Origin of the sequence: Streptomyces sp. NPDC051109 (genome assembly GCF_044455885.1) — a bacterium.
In the GTDB taxonomy this organism is placed as follows: Bacteria; Actinomycetota; Actinomycetes; order Streptomycetales; family Streptomycetaceae; genus Streptomyces.
The window spans coordinates 216,654-233,040 of record NZ_JBITFF010000004.1 but is presented as its reverse complement, the minus strand read 5'-3'; the positions used below and the strand labels follow the sequence as shown (position 1 = coordinate 233,040).

Annotated in this window: 13 protein-coding genes; 2 read left to right on the top strand and 11 right to left on the bottom strand. The window is 73.1% G+C overall.

Annotation, left to right across the window (positions count from 1 at the left end; translation table 11 throughout):
- Positions 1-2: 2 nt before the first annotated feature.
- The 11 genes from ACIBAD_RS09835 to ACIBAD_RS09785 all read right to left on the bottom strand — a co-directional run bounded on the left by ACIBAD_RS09835 (position 3) and on the right by ACIBAD_RS09785 (position 15,021).
- Complete coding sequence (locus tag ACIBAD_RS09835) at positions 3-2,822, bottom strand: tetratricopeptide repeat protein (protein WP_398905635.1); 2,820 nt, start codon at positions 2,820-2,822, stop codon at positions 3-5.
- Entirely contained in the window at positions 2,819-4,087 is a 1,269-nt protein-coding gene (locus ACIBAD_RS09830) for a hypothetical protein (RefSeq protein WP_398905924.1), read from the bottom strand. Before ACIBAD_RS09830 ends, ACIBAD_RS09835 begins: the two co-directional genes overlap by 4 nt.
- A 71-nt stretch (positions 4,088-4,158) precedes the next feature.
- Complete coding sequence (locus ACIBAD_RS09825) at positions 4,159-5,244, bottom strand: glutamate ABC transporter substrate-binding protein (protein ID WP_134075521.1); 1,086 nt, start codon at positions 5,242-5,244, stop codon at positions 4,159-4,161.
- Between the two features lie 5 nt (positions 5,245-5,249).
- Positions 5,250-6,581, bottom strand: a complete 1,332-nt coding sequence (locus ACIBAD_RS09820) for a hypothetical protein (RefSeq protein ID WP_134075888.1) — start codon at positions 6,579-6,581, stop codon at positions 5,250-5,252.
- 248 nt (positions 6,582-6,829) lie between these two features.
- A complete protein-coding gene (locus ACIBAD_RS09815) occupies positions 6,830-7,897 on the bottom strand; it encodes an N-acetylglucosamine kinase (protein WP_398905633.1) in 1,068 nt (355 codons plus the stop codon).
- Positions 7,888-9,162: a 6-phospho-beta-glucosidase gene (locus ACIBAD_RS09810; RefSeq protein WP_134075519.1), complete on the bottom strand. Its 1,275-nt coding sequence runs from the start codon at positions 9,160-9,162 to the stop codon at positions 7,888-7,890. Before ACIBAD_RS09810 ends, ACIBAD_RS09815 begins: the two co-directional genes overlap by 10 nt.
- A gap of 5 nt (positions 9,163-9,167) precedes the next feature.
- On the bottom strand, positions 9,168-10,094 hold the full coding sequence (locus tag ACIBAD_RS09805) for a carbohydrate ABC transporter permease (protein ID WP_134075518.1): 927 nt from the start codon (positions 10,092-10,094) through the stop codon (positions 9,168-9,170).
- A gap of 1 nt (position 10,095) precedes the next feature.
- Positions 10,096-11,058 carry a carbohydrate ABC transporter permease gene (locus ACIBAD_RS09800; protein WP_053690343.1) on the bottom strand — a complete coding sequence of 321 codons (963 nt, stop codon included), beginning with the start codon at positions 11,056-11,058 and terminating at the stop codon, positions 10,096-10,098.
- A 5-nt stretch (positions 11,059-11,063) separates the two neighbouring features.
- Positions 11,064-12,398 (bottom strand): ABC transporter substrate-binding protein, encoded by a 1,335-nt coding sequence (locus ACIBAD_RS09795; protein ID WP_398905630.1) that lies wholly within the window; start codon positions 12,396-12,398, stop codon positions 11,064-11,066.
- Between the two features lie 110 nt (positions 12,399-12,508).
- A complete protein-coding gene (locus ACIBAD_RS09790; RefSeq protein ID WP_398905628.1) occupies positions 12,509-13,762 on the bottom strand; it encodes an ROK family protein in 1,254 nt (417 codons plus the stop codon).
- A gap of 167 nt (positions 13,763-13,929) precedes the next feature.
- A complete protein-coding gene (locus ACIBAD_RS09785) occupies positions 13,930-15,021 on the bottom strand; it encodes a mechanosensitive ion channel family protein (protein WP_398905626.1) in 1,092 nt (363 codons plus the stop codon).
- A 262-nt stretch (positions 15,022-15,283) separates the two neighbouring features.
- On the opposite strand from ACIBAD_RS09785, the gene ACIBAD_RS09780 reads away from it, so the two are divergent.
- Positions 15,284-15,820, top strand: a complete 537-nt coding sequence (locus tag ACIBAD_RS09780) for an HNH endonuclease (protein ID WP_134075515.1) — start codon at positions 15,284-15,286, stop codon at positions 15,818-15,820.
- 340 nt (positions 15,821-16,160) lie between these two features.
- The gene (locus tag ACIBAD_RS09775; RefSeq protein WP_398905624.1) at positions 16,161-16,367 is read left to right on the top strand and encodes a hypothetical protein; all 207 of its coding nucleotides are present in this window, start codon (positions 16,161-16,163) and stop codon (positions 16,365-16,367) included.
- The last annotated feature ends 20 nt before the right edge of the window (positions 16,368-16,387 follow it).

Below are 16,387 nucleotides of genomic sequence, written 5' to 3'. Positions count from 1 at the left end.
ACTCACACCCACGTCCGGGGACGGAAACGGTTTGCCCGCTCCACCAGTTCGATCCTGTCCTCGCCCCGCTGCGCCAGCCGCGCGAGCACGCGGTACGAGCGCTCCAGGCCGAAGCGCAGGCCCCGCTCGTCCAGTTGACTGCCGAGCAGCGAGGTCCGACCGGGGTCGGAACCCCGGCTACCCGACAGTACCCAGTCCAGGGCCGAGCCCAGAACCTCGGTTGACAGCCGTTCGTGCCGCACCGCGTCCAGGCCGAACCGCTCCAGGGCCTCCACCTGCGCGGCAGCCGCCGTCAGATCCGGAAGCAGAGCCTCCTCGGGAGACCGGTCGCGCAGGCGTGCCCGTACCGCCGCCACCCGTGCGGCGGTGTAGTGGATCGATGCCTCGGGCACCGACTCCAGCGTGTCCACCGCCCCCGTCCGGTCGCCCGCGGCGAGTTGGACGCGGGCCAGCCCGAAGGCGGCGCTCACGAACCCCGGGTCGGTGCTCCACACCAGCCGGTAGTACTCGGCGGCGTTGTCCAACTGGCCCAGGATCTCGGCGCACAGGCCCAGCGCCAGCTTCGGAGCGGGCTCGCCCGGGAAGGCGTCGTAGATGGCGTCGAAGGACAGGGCCGCCATCTCGTCCTCGCCGGTGGCCAGCGAGGCGATCCCGCGCGCCCACACCACCCGCCAGTCGTCCGGATGCCGGCCTTCCAGATCGGCCAGGGCGGTTCCGGCCGCGGCGAGCTCGCCGAGCTCCAGGCGGGCCCGCAGCTCGCGCAGCCGCAGCTCGGCCGAGTCGGCGGGTGCCGAGCGCAGTGCGCCCAGCAGGTCGCCCGGTGCGGAGGCCAGCAGTCCGGCCAGGAAGCCTGCGTTGGGATCGCCCGAGTCCACCAGCGGCACCGGCAGGGCCAGTGCCATGTCCCGGGCCTCCAGCGCGGCCAGTTCGGTGGCGCGCACGCCGGGCGAGGGCACGGGCGCCGCCGCCGGGGCCCCGTGCCGTCCTGCGGCCTGCTCCGGGGCCCGGCGCGCTGCCGGGACGGCTCCGGCCGGACGGCCGACCCGGTGCGTCGCGGTGGTTCCGAGCGGCGCCGAGAGGGCGGCCGCCCCGGGGACCACGGCCGCCCCCGAACCCGCAGCCCGGCCCGGGCCGGCAGCCGAACCCGCCGCCGGAGCCGAACCGGCCGCCGGAGCCGAACCGGCCGCCGGAGCCGAACCCGCAGACGGAGCCGGCAGGATCGCCGACAGCCCGGACCGGCGCCCGGGCCGGTGCCCGCCCGCCGTGCGCCCCGGCAGCGCCCGCGCCCCCAGCCGGGACACCTCGGCCCCGGCCGCGTCGGCGAACAACCGGGTGTCCGGAACCCGCAGCTCCGGCCCGAACAGCGTGGAGAGCTGCGGCCGCGGCCGGCCCGTCTGCAGCGCGACGACCTCCCGCAGCACGCCCGTCAGCTGGTCCGCCATCTCCTGCGCGGACGAGAACCGCCGGCCCGGATCCGGATCCGTCGCCCGGACCAGCAGCCGGTAGAAGGACTCGTACCGCCCGAACACCTCGATGTGCTCCGGGTCGGGCAGCGAATCCACGAACACGTTCGTGTAGCCCTGGAAGTCGAAGGTCAGGACGGCCAGCGTCCGCGCCACCGTGTACAGGTCGGAGGCGACCGAGGGGCCGAGCTCGGCCACCTCCGGCGCCTGGTAGCCCACCGTGCCGTAGATGGCCGACTCCTCGTCGTCCATCCGGCGCACCGCGCCCATGTCGATCAGCTTCAGCTGGTCCTGCTGCTGGATCGCGTTGTCGACCTTGAAGTCGCAGTACAGCAGGTTTCTGCTGTGCAGGTGCCCGAGTGCCTCCAGCGCCTCGATCCCGTACGCGCAGGCCTGCTCCACCGGCAGCGGATCACGCCGGCCGTCGGGCCGCCGCCGCTCGTTCGCTATCTCCTTGAGCGATTTGCCGCCGACGTACTCCATGACGATGTACCCGTCCAGCGAACCCGTCCGCTGGTCCAGGTGTTCCACGAAGTTGTAGATCCGCACGATGTTGGAGTGCTCGATCTCCGCGAGGAAGCGCCGCTCCGAGATCGCCGCGGCCATCGCGTCCTGGTCCCCGGTGTCCAGCAGGCCCTTGAGCACCACCCACCGGTCCGACACGGCCCGGTCCACCGCCAGGTACACCCAGCCGAGGCCGCCGTGCGCCAGGCAGCCCGCCACCTCGTACTGGCCGTGGACGACCTCCCCCGCGCGCAGCTTGGGCACGAAGGAGTACGGGTGCCCGCACTTGGTGCAGAAGCCCTCGGTCCGGCCCGGCCGGTCGCCGCGGGAGCGGCCCACCGGAGCCCCGCAGTCCGAGCGCGAGCAGAACCGCTTGCGCTCGGGCACCTCCGGGTTCTCCAGCACCGCCGCCGAGGGGTCCGGACGCGGCACCTCAGGGATGTTGACGAGCCCGGCGCCCAGCCGGCTGCGCCCCGAGGGCCCGGAAGCCGACCCCGAACTGCGCACCGACACCGAGCGGCTGGACGCGGCGCCCGGCAGGGAGCGGGAGAGCCGCCCCGACACCGAGCGGCGCGAGGACGAGGAGCGCGAGGACCTCGAAGAGCGCGCCGAGGCCGACGTCGACCCCGAGCGGCCGGAGCGGGCCGAGCCGTGCGACCCCTGTGACCCGTGCGAGTCGGGGTGGCGGGCCGCGCTCGTCATCCCCGTCGGCGGCGAGACCAGCTCCTCCGCGCCCGCCGCGACGGCGCCGATCGGCGCCAGACCGCACGTGTCGCAGTACAGCTCGCCGTCGCCCATGTCCTCGTACGATCCCGGACAGCCGGGGCGAACGCACGCGGTTCCGGCCAGACTCATGCGTCCTCCTCCTTCCCCGGCCCCTCGGGCCGGTACTGCGGCTGCGGCGGTGCCAGCGACTCGGCCACCGCCTTCTGGTAGCGCAGCACGGCCTGCTCTGCGGCCCGCAGATCGCAGGGCGCGCTCCACAGCATCCGCCGGGCCGTGTCGTACCGCTCGATCAGGAGGGGGTCCTCCGCCATGCCGTGCCGGGCCACCTTCGCCTTGTACGCGTCCAGCCGCCCGCGCAGTTCCGCCCGTACCGCCAAGGGCGCCGTCACCGCCGTCAACGACTCGCGGGCCCGGCGCAGTTCCTCCTCGGCCCGCTCTTCCAGCGATTCCAGCAGCGGCGAGAGCCGGTGCCACTGGGCCTGGCGGCGGTACTCGGCCGCCGCCGCCAGCTGCTCCTGCAGCGCCGTCGGAGGCCCGCTCACCACGGGCACCTCCGACGCCGCGATCTTCGCCAGCACCTCGCCGCGCGCCGTCCGCGCCTCCGCCAGGGTCCGGTCCGCCCGCGAGAGCACGTCCCGCAGGCTGATCAGCCGCTGCTCGGCGTCCTGCCGAACGGCGAGGACCGCCTCGATCTCCCGCCGTACCTCCTCCAGCGCGACCGCGGCCCGGTCGTACCGGGTGGTGTCCGGACGGCCGCCGCCGGGCGCGGAACTGCCCGCCACCGGCTGCCAGAACGCCAGCGGGTCCGCGATCACCTGCTCCCGCAGCCCGGTCAGCTCGGCGGTGATCGCCTCCAGGTCGTCGCCCGAGGGGTGTTCGCCCGGTCGGACCCCCACCGAGTGGGCCAGGGAGCGCGTCCGGTGCAGCTCCGCCGCGAGCAGGTCGATGCGGGCGGGCAGCGCCGACCACACCGAGTCGGCGGCCACCACCACGTCCAGCGAACTCGCGTACAGCTCGTTCATCCGCGACACCAGCTCGGCGAGCGAGAGCCGTTCCGCGAGCGCGACGCCCTCCGCACCGGCACCGGCGATCAGCACCCCGGGTCCGCGCAGCCGCTCGGTGAGCTCGATCAGCTCCTCGCGGCCCGGCCAGCGGCGCCGCTCGCGGATCTTCCGGGCGGCGTCCAGCGCCCCGCTGTAGGCGTCGAAGTACGTCCACAGCCGGGTGATGGCGGCGTCGGCCGCCGCCCACCGCTCCTTGGTGACGCCGGTCAGCCCGGCCCCTTCCAGCAGCCGGCGCCCGGCGTGGTCCTGGAGGGCGAGCAGCGAGGTCTCGACGGCCTCGTGCTCCGCGCCGAGCCGGGCCAGGGCGCGGTCGACGTCGTCCCGGTCCATCACTGCCGACTGCGCCTCCACAGGCCCCGCCTCCGCTTCCCTGAGTTCGGGCTCCGACTCTGCCACCTGTCTCAGCCGTCCCGGTACTTCGGCGCGGGCGGTCCGGCCACGCCGGGCAGCACGGGCTTGAGGTGCGTGACGTACGCCTGCATCCAGGGGCTGTTGTCACCGCCGGCGCGGTAGCCCTCCAGCACCTTGTTGACCCGGCGCACCAGGTCGGAGGCGTCCTTGTTCATGGCCACCCCGTAGAACTCCCTGGTGAACGGGGAGCCGACGAGGCGCACCGACGGGTCCTGCGCGGCCTGGCCGGCCGCGAGCGCGTTGTCCGTGATGATGCCGTCCACCTCGCCCAGCTGGAGCCGGACCAGGCAGTCGAGCTGGTTGGGCACGCTGACCGGCACCGAGCCGTACGGCTGGGCCTTGAGCGCCGCCTCGGCCGTGGAGCCGGCCGCGGTGCAGATCCGGCGGTCCTTCAGAGAGGCGTCGTACCCGGTGATCGGCGAGCCCTTGGGGGCCAGGACCTGCTGCCCGGCCTCGAAGTACGCCGTCGAGAAGGCGACGTCCTCCAGCCGCTTGCAGTTGATCGTCATGGTCCGTACGACGACGTCGACGCGGCCGTCCTGGAGCGCGGGGACGCGCTGGCTGGTGGGGATGGCCCGGTAGATGACCGCGTTCTCATCGCCCAGGATGTCCTTCGCGATGGCCTTGACCAGGGCGATGTCGAACCCGTCGAGGCGGCCGTCGACCGGGTTGCGGTAGCCCCACTTGAAGCTGTTCTGGTCCACGCCGGCGACGAGTTTGCCCGCCTTGCGGATCCGCTCGATGGCCGGCCCGTCCACGCCGTTCGGGCGCAGGCTGGCCTCCGGGTCCTGGCAGGTGTCGGTGAGCGACCAGGGGGCCGGGGCGGCCGCCATCGAGGCGGGTTCGCGGACCAGGGCGGGGTGGCCGCTCTCCGGGGCCGCCTGGGCCAGCGGCAGCAGGACGGCCGCGGCTGTCACCGCGCAGGCGGCGGCCATCGCGCTCACCCCGCCCCAGCCGCGCAGCCGCGCAGCCACGCGCCGCGGCCCGGAGGCACGGGGCACGCGGCCGGGCGTCCCGGCCGCACCGGGTGCTCCGCCGTCGTGGCCCTCGTCGTGGGACTTCACGCGTATCCGCATCGCTGTCACCTGTACTCCGAAAGCCGGCGCCCGATGCCGAGCAGTGCCGCCGCCGCGCCGATGACCGCCAGGGCGGCCGAACCCGTCACCAAACCGCCCAGCGCACCGAGCCCGCCCCGGGCCGCCAGGGTGAACTCCTTCTGCTCATGGGCCACCGCCTGCTCGAGGGACGCGTCCACCGTGTCGAACGAGGCCCCGCTGCTGTCCTTGTGGTCCTTGTCCCCGATGACCTGGGGCAGGGCGGCCTGGTAGTCGCCGCGCAAGTCGGTCTCCCGGGCCGCCGCGTGCCGCTGCTTCCACTCCTTGACGCCGTCCTCGGCGCGGGCCACCGGCTCCCGCCCGCTGCTGTCGTCGGCCAGCTTCCGCGCCGTCGCCAGCCCCGCGTCCAGTTCCTTCATCTCGGCCGTGAAGTCCACGTCGTACTTGTCGGACTTGTTGTCCGCGGCCAGTACGGCGCCCCGCGCGATCAGCGTCAGGTTCTCACTGGCGCGCGCCTGGAGCGAGGCGATCCGCGCGTCGTTGAGCACCTTCAGCGACTCCTGCCCCTCCGCCCGGGCCTCGGCCAGCCCCGACCGGGCGACCGTGTGCCCCACGGCCAGCCACAGCAGCACCACCAGAGAGGCGGCCGTCGCCGCCGCGAGGCCGTGGTTGAAGACCCGGTTCGTGCGGTGGTGGTCGCGGCGCTGAGCCCATGCCAGCGCGGCCAGCGCGAGCAGGCCGGTGCCGAGCGAGGCCAGCGGCAGCGAGCGGGCGTCGTCGTAGTCCGTGTAGAGCCGGTCGGTCTCCGCCTCGTACAGCCGCTGCGCGGCGGGCAGCAGCTGCGTGCTCATCTGTTCGTTGGCGTACCGCAGATAGGCGCCGCCCAGCGGCAGGCCCTGCTTGTTCGTGGCGCGGGCCTGCTCGATCAGGCCCGTGTAGCGGGGCAGCTGCTCGCCCAGCAGCGCGATCTGCTTGCGCGAGTCCTCGTTCGCCGCGCCGGTGTTGGCGGCCGCGTTCACCAACAGCTTCGAGGCGTTGGCGATGTCCTTCTCGTACCGCTCGCGGACCTCGCGCGGCTCGTCGCCGCCGGCCAGGAAACCGCTGGAGGAGGCCGTGTCGGCATCCGCGAGGGAGCGGTAGATGCTCGCCGCGTCCGCGCTCAGCGGCTGGCTGCGGCCCACCACGTCGTCCGCGGCGTCGACCCGGGAGGAGATCTGCCAGACGGTCACCATGCCGAACAGCAGCACCAGGCCGGCCAGCACCGCCCCGATGATCCGCAGCCGGCCGGGCTCGGTCGTGGCGGCCGCGCGCAGCCGCTCCAGGCCCTCGGCCCAGGCCGTACCCGGCCGGGGAGGCACCTCCGGCGGCCCCGGGGGCGGCACGGCGACAGCGCCCCCGGGCGCGGGCGCGCGTGATGTGATGGCCACCGTGACCTCCCCCTCGGTCCTGACTGCTCCGCAGCAGTATGGCCGTAGTGGAGGTCAACCACAGCACCCGGTGCTGGATCTTGGCGATCCCCACCGGTGTGCGCCGACCCCCACCCCTTCACCGTGAATACGTCTCCACGGCCGCCACGGTTCCAGACGCGCGGCCTCCAGGGGCGGGTTCACCCGAAATGGGCACGGAGTTTCCCATGGGCCTCGGGCGGGGCCCCGAGCGCGTCCAGCCCCAGTAGTCCCGCACCCAGTACGGGCGGGGCCGAGACCACCGACACCCGGGCATGCGGTGCCCGCCGGGCCAGCCCGGCCGAGATCCGCTCATGCAACTGCTCGTGGCCGGCCGTGAGGACACCGCCGCCGAGCAGCACCGGAGCCTCCTCCTCCAGCAGTTCCAGCCGGGCCAGCGCCACCGAGGCCAGCGCCACCACCTCGTCCGCCTGCCGCTCCACGATCGCCGAGGCCACCGCATCGCCCGCCGCGGCCACCGAGAACAGCACCGGCACCAGCTCGTGGGTCCGCCCGGGCGCAAGCGTCCCCAGGTGCAGCGCCTCGATCAGCTCGGCCATCGAACCGAGTCCGAAGTGCTCCGGCAGCGCGGCCGCCAGCTCCGTCGGGCCGCCGCGACCGTCCTCCGCCCGCGCCGCCCACCACAGGGCCTCCGCGGCCAGGCCGCCCCCGCCGCCCCAGTCCCCGGAGATCTGCCCGAGGGCCGGGAAGCGGGCCGTGCGCCCGTCGGGCCGCATCCCCACGCAGTTGATGCCGGCCCCGCACACCACCGCGACCCCCCGCGGCGGCTCGCCCCCGGAGAGCCCCGCGCGCAGGATCGCGAAGGTGTCGTTGAACACCCGGGTGGCCGAGCCCCAGCCGCGCGCGCCGATCGCCTCCGCGAGTTGGCGCTCCTCCACGGGGAGGTCGGCATTGGCCAGGCACGCCGAGACCTGGTCGGCGTACCGGACCCCTGACCCGGGCCCGGGCGCCGGCAGGTGCAGCGCGGCTGCCCCGGCGGCCTCCGCGACCGCCCGCCCCAGGACGTCCACCGCCTCCTCGACACCGGTGCGCTGCGGCTGGAAGCCGCCGGAGTGCCCGGTGCCGAGGACCGTGCCGTCCGCGGCGATCAGTGCCGCGTCCGTCTTGCTGTTGCCCGCGTCGATGGCCAGGACGGCGGGCCGGGTGGGAGGGGAGGCTGGGCCGGCTGGGGCGGTTGGGCCGACTGGGGCGGTTGGGGTCACGCCCATGCCAGGTGCTCCTTGTTGTGCGCGAGGAGCCGGTCGGTCAGCCCCTGCGCGAGGTCGAACTGGCCGACCAGCGGGTGCGCCAGCAGCGCCTTGAAGACCCGCTCGCGACCGCCGCGTACGGCCGCGTCCAGCGCCAGGTCCTCGTACGCCGTCACGTGCGCGACCAGTCCGGCGTACAGCGGGTCCAGCCGGGGCACGGCCAGCGGCACCGGGCCGGCGCGGTCCACCCGGGCCTGCACCTCGATCACCGCGTCGTCCGGGAGGAACGGGAGGGTGCCGTTGTTGAGCGTGTTGACCACCTGCACGGCGGCCGGGCCCGGCCCGCCGTCGCCCAGCAGCGCCGCCGCCAGGTCCACGGCCGCCTCCGAGTAGAAGGCCCCGCCCCGCCTGGCCAGCAGCTCGGGCTTCTCGTCCAGCGCCGGATCGGCGTACAGGGCGAGCAGCTCCCGCTCCATCGCGGCGACCTCGGCGGCCCGCGAGGGCTTGCCGCCCAGCTCGCGCACCACGGCGTCGTGCGCGTAGAAGTACCGCAGGTAGTACGAGGGCACGACGCCCAGGCGGTCCAGCACCGCGCGGGGCAGCCGCAGGTCCTCGGCGACGGCCGCGCCGTGCTCGGCGAGCAGCAGGGGCAGCAGGTCCTCGCCCTCGGGGCCGCCCTTGCGCACCCCCAGCTCCCAGGTGAGGTGGTTGAGGCCCACGTGGTCCAGGTGGATGTCGGCCGGGGCCAGGTCCAGCAGCGCCGCGAACTTCCGCTGGAAGCCGATGGCCACGTTGCACAGTCCGACGGCCTTGTGCCCGGCCTGCAGCAGGGCGCGGGTGACGATCCCGACCGGGTTGGTGAAGTCGATGATCCACGCGTCCGGGTTGGCCCGCCGGACCCGCTCGGCGATGTCCAGTACCACCGGCACCGTCCGCAGCGCCTTGGCGAGGCCGCCGGCCCCGGTGGTCTCCTGCCCCACGCAGCCGCACTCCAGGGGCCAGGTCTCGTCCTGGAGCCGGGCGGCCTGCCCGCCGATGCGCAGCTGGAGCAGGACAGCGTCGGCGCCCTCGACTCCCGCGTCCAGATCGGCGGTGGTGGTGACCCGCCCCGGGTGCCCCTGCTTGGCGAAGATCCGCCGTGCCAGCGCACCGATCAGATCCAGCCGCTCGGTGGCGGGGTCGATCAGCACCAGCTCGCTGACCGGCAGGGTGTCGCGCAGCCGAGCGAAGCCGTCGATCAACTCGGGCGTGTAGGTGGAACCGCCGCCCACCACTGCGAGTTTCATGGTCACTAGCCTTTCACTCCCGTCAGGGTGACGCCCTCGACGAACGCCTTCTGGGCGAAGAAGAAGAGGACGATCACCGGCGCCATGACCAGCACGGTCGCGGCCATGGTGAGGTTCCAGTTGGTGTGGTGCGCCCCCTTGAAGGACTCCAGTCCGTAACTGAGGGTCCAGGCGGCGGGATTGTCCGAGGCGTAGATCTGCGGGCCGAAGTAGTCGTTCCAGGCGGAGAAGAACTGGAACAGCGCGACGGCGGCGATCCCCGGCCTGGCCATCGGCAGGACGACGCGCAGCAGGGTGCGGACCTCGCCACAGCCGTCGACCTTGGCCGCGTCCAGGTACTCGTCGGGGATGGTCAGCAGGAACTGGCGGAGCAGGAAGATCGAGAACGCGTCGCCGAACGCCATCGGGATGATCAGGGGCCACAGGGTGCCGGACAGGTCCAGCTGCTTGGCCCAGAACAGGTACATCGGGATGACCACCACCTGCGGCGGCAGCATCATCATGGCGATCACCAGCAGCAGCGACAGCCGCCGCCCGCGGAAGCGGAACTTGGCGAGCGCGTACGCCACGGGCACCGAGGAGACCACGGTCAGCAGCGTGCCCAGCCCCGCGTACAGCAGGGTGTTGCGCCACCAGGTCAGGAAGCCGGGGGTGTTCCACACCTTGGCGTAGTTGCCCCATTCCCAGGTGTCGGGCACCAGGTCGCGGGTCAGTGCCTGCTGGTCGCTCATCAGGGAGGTCAGGAAGAGGAAGACGAACGGGAGGACGAAGAACAGGGCGGCGGCGACGCCGAGGGCGTGCACGCCGATCCAGTGCAGGAGGGCCTTGCGGCCGGCGCCGGCGCTGCCGCTGCGGCGCGGTCCGGTCGTCCGTGAGGCCGCCCCGGACGGCCGCACGGCTCGGGGCGCCTTCGTGTCGGTCAATTGGGCCATCTCAGTCACCTGCTCCGATCAGCCCGCCACGGCGGCGCATCAGGAGTGCGGTGAAGGCCATGGAGAGGGCGAAGAGGACCAGCGCGACGACACACGCGGTGCCGTAGTCGAAGCGCTGGAAGCCGACGTTGTAGACGACCTGGGGGAGGGTCAGTGTGGACTTGTCGGGGTAGCCCGGCTCGAACTGCTGGCCCGAGCCGCCGATGACGCCCGCGGCGACCTTCCCGGCCACCAGGGGTTGCGTGTAGTACTGCATGGCCTGGATGACTCCGGTGACCACCGCGAACAGGATGATCGGCGAGATGTTCGGCAGGGTGATGTGCCGGAACCGCGCCCAGGCGCCGGCCCCGTCCAGCTCGGCGGCCTCGTACTGCTCCTTCGGTACGTCGAGCAGCGCGGCCATGAAGATGACCATGAGGTCGCCGACCCCCCACACCGCCAGGACGGTGAGCGCGGGCTTGGACCAGTCGGCGTCGGTGAACCAGCCGGGGGCGGGCAGGCCGACGGCCTCCAGCAGGGTGTTGACCGGGCCGGTGCCGGGGTTGAGCAGGAAGACGAAGGCCAGGGTCGCGGCCACCGGCGGGGCGAGGTAGGGAAGGTAGAACAGGGTCCGGAAGATCCCCGCCCCCGTCTTGATCTTCGTGATGAGCAGGCCGACGCCGAGGCCGAAGACGACCCGGCAGGCGACCATCACCACGACCAGCCACAGGGTGTTGCGCATGGCCGGCCAGAACAGCGGATAGTCCGTGAAGACGTACGACCAGTTGTCGAGGCCGTTGAAGACGGGCGGGCGGAAACCGTCGTACTTCGTGAAGGAGAAGTACACGGTGGACAGGAGCGGGTACGCGAAGAAGACCGCGAACCCGATCAGCCAGGGCGACATGAAGGCCGCGGTCCGCAGGGCGGACCGCCGGCGCTTCACCCGCAGCGGGGGTGCGACGGGGCTGGTGCCGGTGCTGGTCATCGGGGCTACTTCGCCTTCGCGATGTCCGTGTCGATCTGCAGGCCGGTCTTGGCGAGGCCGGCCGGGACGTCGGCGACGTCGCCCTTCTCGACCGCGTACGCGAGGTCCTGGAAGGTCAGCTGGTAGGTGCCGCCGTCGGCCTGGGCCGGGGTGGTGTTCGACTTCGGGTGCCGGGCGATGTCGATGAAGGTCTTGAACTCGGGGGTGACCTGGAGGTCCGGGGACTCCAGGGCAGCCAGGGTGGAGGGCACGTTGTGGATGGCGTTGGCGAACGCCACGACCGCCCCGGTGTCGGTGGTCATGTACTTCACCAGCTCCCAGGAGGCGTTCTGCTTCTTGCTGCCCGACGCGATGCCCATGATCGTGCCGGAGAGGTAGCCCTTGCCGTAGTCGCCGGCCTGGTCGTCCGGCACCGGCAGCGGCGCGGTGCCGATCTCGAAGGCGACCCCGGCCTCCTTGGCCATCGCGGCCCGCCATTCGCCGTCGATCTGCATCGCGACCTGTCCCTTGTGGAAGGGGTGCTCGGCGCTCCACTCGTCGCCGAAGGTGCTGCGGAACTTCTCCAGCTTCTCGTAGCCGCCGAGCTTGGCCACCAGGTCCTTCTGCGCCGTCAGCATGTTCGCGAACGCCGGGTCCTTGGCCAGGTTCGACTTGCCGTCGGCGTCGAAGTACTTCGGGCTCCACTGCGCGGCCAGGCGCACGGGGGTGGTCTCGTAGCCGTGGTAGGTCGGCATGATGCCGAGCTGGTCGTACGAGTCCCCGTTGGGCTTGGTCAGCTTCTGCGCGACCTCGGCGAACTGGCTCCACGTCTTCGGCGGCTCGGTGATGCCCGCCGCCTTGAAGGCGTCCTTGTTGTAGACGAGGCCGTACGCGTCGTTCAGCAGCGGCAGCGTGCACTGGTTGCCGTTGAACTGGGTGTACTCCAGCAGCGTCTTGGGGAAGACCTTCGCCTTGTCTATGCCGGACTTCCGGAGGAAGGGGTTCAGGTCGGCGAAGGCGCCGGAGTTGCAGAACTTGCCGACGCTGTCGGTGGTGAAGGAGGAGACCACGTCGGGGGCCTTGTCCCCGCCCGCCCGCAGCGCCTGGTTGATCTTGTCGTCGGTCATGTTGCCCGTGACCTTGACCTTGATGTTCGGGTGCGCCTTCTCGAACCGGGCGATGTTCTCCTCGATCGCCTTGGCCTCGCTCGGCGCGGACCAGCCGTGCCAGAAGTTGAGCGTGACCTCCTTGTTCGGATCGTCGGATGCCGCGGAGCCGCTCTGGCCCGTACACGCGGTGGCGAGGACGGACAGCGCGGCGACGGCGGTGGCCGCGGCGGTCAGACGGCTGGTTCTGGGCATGGCGGGGCTCGCTCTCTGCGGGAGGAACTTCCGGACGGGTGCCAGGGGTGCGACGAGGAGGGGGTGCCGGGGGTGGTGCCGGGGGTGCTGGTCGTGCGGGGGTGGGGCGGTCAGCGGCGCGAGGTGTCGAAGACCTCGTCGCGGGTGGTGGCGAGGGCGCTCTCCAGCGCGCCGCGCAGTACGGGCCGGTCGCACACGGTGCCGGACACCAGGCGCGGCCGGGAGGGGGCGAGGTCGGCGAGCTCGGCCTCGACGAGCTCGCGCAGCACGTCCCCGCCGGCGGCGGTCACCGCGCCGGACAGGACCACGATCTCGGGGTCCAGTACGGCGACCAGCGAGGCGATGCCGGTGGCCAGGGCCGTGGCGTACTGCCGGAGCAGCAGCAGGTTCGCCCCGTCGGGGTGCTCGGCGGCCTGCGCCAGCAGCGCGACCGCGGTGGCGACGGGTGCGGTGACCGGCGTGGCCGCCGGTCCGGCGCCGGGCCCGGAGGGCTGCGCGGCGGCGGTCCCGGGCGGCGCCCCGATGCCCAGCGCGGCCGCCATTCCGGCCACCGCCTGTGCGCCGGCCAGCTCCTGGTAGCCGCCGGAGTTGACCTGGGTGACGTGCCGGACCAGGGGATGGCCCGGCACGGGCAGGAACCCGACCTCCCCGGCGCCGCCGGTCCACCCGCGGTGCAGCCGGCCGCCGAGCACCAGGGCGGCGCCGAGGCCCTCCTCGTTCCACAGCAGGACGAAGTCCCCGTGGCCGCGGGCCGCGCCGAGCCGCTGCTCGGCGACCGCGGCCAGGTTCACGTCGTTCTCGTACTCGACCGGCATCGGCAGGGCCGCCGCCAGCTCCTCCAGCAGGGTGGGGGAGTGCCAGCCGGGCAGGTGGTCGGCGTAGCGCAGCGCCCCGGTCCTCGGGTCGAAGGAGCCCGGGGTGGCGATGACGACCCGGTGGATGTCGGAGTGCTGGAGCCCGGCGTCCTTGACGGCCCCGCCGAGGGCCAGGGCGACCCGGTCGACGGCCCCGGTGCCCTCGGCGTACGGGAGCTCGTGGCTGCCGATCACCTCGCCGGTGAGATCGGCGACGGCCGCGACGATGCCGCCCGGGGTGACGTCCAGTCCGGCGACGTGGGCGGCGCGCGGGTTGACCCCGTACAGCTGGGCGTTGGGGCCGGGGCGGCCGCCGGCGGTGCCGGAGGCCACGACCAGCCCGGCGGCTTCGAGGCGGGCCAGCAGCTGGGAGGCGGTGGGCTTGGAGAGCCCGGTGAGCCGGCCGATCCGGGTGCGGGACAGGGGCCCGTGCTCCAGCAGCAGGTCCAGTGCGGCGCGGTCGTTCATGACCCGCAGCAGGCTGGGGGTACCGGGGGTGGTGCCGGTCATGGGCGCTCTCCGCTCACCTGGCCGCGTCCGTGCCGTGGCCGTGTCCTTCAGAAACTGTTAGGTAAGTTTCCTATCGCGGTTTGAGCTGTGTCAATGCCGCTGCCCCCGCAGATATGAACCTGCGGGGGCAGCGGGGTGGTGCGGGAGGGAGGGGAGGGGGAAGGGGGCTACTTGGTGATCCGGGGGGCGCCGGAGGCCGGCGCCGGGATCGGGGCGGTGGCCAGGGACTGCGGGGAGGCCGGGTTCGCGAGCGCCGACGGCGCGGCCACGGCGGCCGAGGGGTCGGCGGAGGCGGCGTCCTCCTCGTCCTCGGCGGCCGGCATGCCGCCGATGATCCGGATGCCGGCCTCGTCGAAGGCCTCCTTGATCCGCCAGCGCAGCTCGCGCTCCACGGCGAACTGCTGGCCCGGCATCGTCTTCGCCGACACCTTCACCGTCATGGAGGCCAGCAGCACCTCGTCCAGGCCCAGCACCTCCACCGGGCCCCACAGGCGCTCGTCCCACGGGGACTCCTTGGCCAGGCCCTCCGCGACGTGCTTGACCACTTCACGGATGCGGGTGAGGCTCTCCGACGGCTTGACGTGGACGTTCACGCCCGCCGTCGCCCAGCCCTGGCTGAGGTTGCCGATCCGCTTGATCTCGCCGTTGCGGACGTACCAGATCTCGCCGTTGTCGCCGCGCAGCTTGGTGACGCGCAGGCCCACCTCGACGACCTCGCCGGAGGCCACCCCCGCGTCGATCTTGTCGCCGACGCCGTACTGGTCCTCAAGGATCATGAACACGCCGGACAGGAAGTCCGTCACCAGGTTCCGCGCGCCGAAACCGATCGCCACACCGGCCACACCGGCGCTCGCGAGCAGCGGGCCCAGGTTGATGCCCAGCGCGCCGAGCACCATCAGCCCGGCCGTGCCGAGGATCAGGAAGGAGGCCACCGAACGCAGGACCGAGCCGATCGCCTCGGAGCGCTGCCGCCGCCGCTCCGCGTTGACGAGGAGCCCGCCGAGCGCCATGCCCTCGACGGCCTCGGCGCCCCGGTTCATGCGCATTATGAGCTTGGTCAGCGACTTGCGGACCAGCGAGCGGAGCGCGGCCGCGATCACCAGGATCAGCAGGATCTTCAGGCCGAGGTACAGCCATCCGGCCCAGTTCTCCTCGATGAAACTGGCGGCGTTCGTGACGCTCTCGTGGGCCTCCTTGACGGAAGCGGCCGGGTCCGGGGTGTCGGCTGCCAGGGGCAGCAGGGCGGCAGGCCAGGGCACGACGGGAACCTCCAGGTATAGCGGTCTGCCCGCGGAAAGGGATGTGCGGGGCAGGTCATCCACACTAACGGGGCATTCGGGTGACCCCGTTGCCGTGTTCGAGGGAGAGACCGGGCTCACCTGGGGATGAAGCGGGTGTGGTTGAAAACACCTCGGACCCGTTACGGGCGCGTGGTGGCGCTTCGACCAGCCGTAAGGGGAGACTGGAGAGCAGATCGTCCCGGCGCGAGCCACGCGCCGCCGGCGTACAAGGAGGCAGTCCGTGCCGCACGTCCTGGTCCTCAATGCGTCGTACGAGCCGCTCGGCGTCGTACCGCTCCGCCGCGCGCTCGTCCTCGTCCTGGAGAACAAAGCTGTCTCCCTGGAGGAATCCGGCGCCTTTCTGCACAGCGCGACGAGAGCCGTCCCCGCTCCCAGCGTGGTCCGGCTCAAGCGCTTCGTGCGGGTCCCCTACCGGGGGCCCGTTCCTCTCACCCGCCGCGCGCTGTTCGCCCGCGACGGCGGACGCTGCATGTACTGCGGCGGGGTCGCGACCAGCGTCGACCACGTGATCCCGCGCAGCCGGGGTGGGCAGCACGTGTGGGACAACGTGGTCGCCGCATGCCGGCGGTGCAACCACGTCAAGGCGGACCGGCACCTTCTGGAGCTGGGCTGGCGCCTGCGCCACCAGCCGGCTCCGCCATCGGGTCTGGCCTGGCGCATCATCGGCACGGGCCACCGGGACCCCCGTTGGATGCCGTACCTGGAACCGTACGGCGCGGAAGCGGCCCTGGACCGCATCGGCGCGGCGGCGTCGTAGCGGCGGCGCCGTAGAGGACCGAGCCCGCCCCGGGACCAGGGGGTGTCCGGGGGCGGTTTCCCGTGCTCCCGACCAGCCCCTGCCCACCTCGCCCCGCCCCGAAAGTCGGCGCGTGCGTCCGGCCGCCTGCCCGTGCCCCCTGCCCGTGCGCCTGCTCCGCCGCCCGCGCCTGCCGACCCGTGCCGCCGCGGGCGGCGTCCGTTCCGGGGCCACGGGGGTTCTGACCCGGATGCGCCAGGAATGCGGCGCTGTCCACGGGGTATGGCTGCGATGTTCCCCGGCGGTGTTCCATGTTCCTGACCCACCCTCACACCCCTTACGGACACAGGAGCAACCGCCCGTGAACACCGAACCCGGCACCCGTCACACCCCTCTGCTCGCCCACCTGCCCGCGCAGGCCGGGTCCGCCGAGGGGCCCCTCACCAGCGAGCCCCCGCTCGCCGGTTCCGCGTACGCGCCGCTGACCAGCGAGCCCCCGCTCGCCGAAGAGGCCCCGCTGACGAGCGAACCGACCACGCCCGCCGCGGCCGCTGCCGCAGGCGACTAGACACAGGGACAGGTACTCGC

Coding starts and splice junctions, on each gene's coding strand:
- ACIBAD_RS09835 (WP_398905635.1), bottom strand. CDS start 2,822: ATGAGTCTGGCCGGAACCGCGTGCGTTCGCCCCGGCTGTCCGGGATCG.
- ACIBAD_RS09830 (WP_398905924.1), bottom strand. CDS start 4,087: ATGGACCGGGACGACGTCGACCGCGCCCTGGCCCGGCTCGGCGCGGAG.
- ACIBAD_RS09825 (WP_134075521.1), bottom strand. CDS start 5,244: ATGCGGATACGCGTGAAGTCCCACGACGAGGGCCACGACGGCGGAGCA.
- ACIBAD_RS09815 (WP_398905633.1), bottom strand. CDS start 7,897: ATGGGCGTGACCCCAACCGCCCCAGTCGGCCCAACCGCCCCAGCCGGC.
- ACIBAD_RS09810 (WP_134075519.1), bottom strand. CDS start 9,162: ATGAAACTCGCAGTGGTGGGCGGCGGTTCCACCTACACGCCCGAGTTG.
- ACIBAD_RS09805 (WP_134075518.1), bottom strand. CDS start 10,094: ATGGCCCAATTGACCGACACGAAGGCGCCCCGAGCCGTGCGGCCGTCC.
- ACIBAD_RS09800 (WP_053690343.1), bottom strand. CDS start 11,058: ATGACCAGCACCGGCACCAGCCCCGTCGCACCCCCGCTGCGGGTGAAG.
- ACIBAD_RS09795 (WP_398905630.1), bottom strand. CDS start 12,398: ATGCCCAGAACCAGCCGTCTGACCGCCGCGGCCACCGCCGTCGCCGCG.
- ACIBAD_RS09790 (WP_398905628.1), bottom strand. CDS start 13,762: ATGACCGGCACCACCCCCGGTACCCCCAGCCTGCTGCGGGTCATGAAC.